The following is a 1,545-nucleotide window of genomic DNA, read 5'->3' on the forward strand; positions in this document are numbered from 1 at the left end:
AGGCGCTTGTCGGCCTCGCGCCGCCCGACCTCGACCGGGTGTTCTACTCCGACAGCGGCTCAACCGCCGTCGAGGTCGCGCTGAAGATGGCGCTCGGCTATTTCCGCAACATCGACGCGCCACGCTCGCGCCTCGTCGTCATGGAACACAGCTATCATGGCGACACCATCGGCACGATGAGCGTCGGCGCCCGCGGCGTGTTCAACGCTGCCTACGAGCCGCTGCTGTTCGAGGTCGACACCATCCCCTTCCCCGCCGCCGGGCGAGAGCAGGAGACGCTGGACCGGTTCGAGGCCGTCTCTCGCGACCGGCACGCTGCCGCGCTGCTCGTCGAGCCGCTGGTGCTTGGCGCCGGCGGCATGCTGATGTATCCGGCCTGGGTTCTGGCCGAATTGAAGAAGATCGCCGAGGCCTCCGGTACGCTCTTGATCGCCGACGAGGTGATGACTGGCTGGGGCCGCACCGGGACCATGTTCGCCTGCGAGCAGGCATCCATCTCTCCGGATATCCTGTGCACCTCGAAAGGCCTGACCGGCGGCGCCATCCCGCTGGCGGCAACGCTTGCCACTGACGCCATCTTCCAGGCTCACTATTCCAAGGACCGGAAGAAAACCTTCTTTCATTCGAGCTCCTACACCGCCAATCCGATTGCCTGCGCGGCCGCACTCGCCAATGTCGAGATCTGGCACGACGAGCCGGTGGCCGAGCGCATCGCGGCCCTGAGCGCGCGACAGGCCGCCGGGGTTCAACGCTTTCGCGACAACCCTCGCTTCACCGACAGCCGGGCGACCGGCACGATCGCAGCCCTCGATCTGCGTACCGGCTCCGCCGGCTATCTGGCCGAGATCGGACCGAAGCTGCGCGCATTCTTCCTCGAGCGAGGCCTGCTCGTGCGCCCGCTCGGCAATGTCCTCTATCTGCTGCCGTCCTATTGCATCACCGGCGATGAACTCGACGGACTCTATGACGCCATCGAGGAGGCCGGCGAACGCTTCGGCGCGAAACCATGAGCGGGTCGTCGCGCCTTGTCGGATTTGGCCATCATGCGCCGTCGCGCAAGGTCGAGAACCCGGAGATCGAAAACAGTCTCGGGCTCGAACCCGGCTGGATCGAGCGGCGCACCGGCATTCGCTCGCGCTTCTGGGCAACCGACGAAGACACGCTGTCGGGCCTTGCCGCGCAAGCCGGCGACATGGCGCTGGCGAGCGCCGGCATCGAACGCAGCGACATCGGTCTGCTGTTGCTTGCCACTTCGACACCCGACCATCTCCTGCCGCCCAGTGCGCCGCTGGTCGCGCATCGGCTTGGGCTGGGGCGTGCGGGCGCGGTCGATCTGACCGGCGCCTGCGCCGGCTTCATCTATGCGCTGATGCTCGCCGACGGCTTCACCCGCCTGCATGGCAAGGCGGCCCTTGTGGTTGCCGCCAACATCCTCAGCCGCCGCATCAACCCGGCCGAGCGCGCCAGCGCCGTGCTGTTTGCCGATGGCGCCGGCGCCGTGGTGATCGGCCCTTGCGATGACCCGGACCGCGGCATTCTCGGTGC

At 67.4% G+C, this 1,545-nt stretch carries 1 protein-coding gene and 1 pseudogene; both read left to right on the forward strand.

The features are described from left to right. A partial coding sequence (locus tag AC0YKC_RS33905; protein WP_488514231.1) for an aminotransferase class III-fold pyridoxal phosphate-dependent enzyme occupies nucleotides 1-1,010 on the forward strand: 1,010 nt, incomplete at its 5' end. Next, a pseudogene (locus AC0YKC_RS33910) lies at nucleotides 1,007-1,545 on the forward strand (3-oxoacyl-ACP synthase); the annotation flags it as partial. The gene AC0YKC_RS33905 and the pseudogene AC0YKC_RS33910, both read left to right, overlap by 4 nt.

It is taken from the genome of Mesorhizobium sp. CNPSo 4661, from assembly GCF_057784215.1.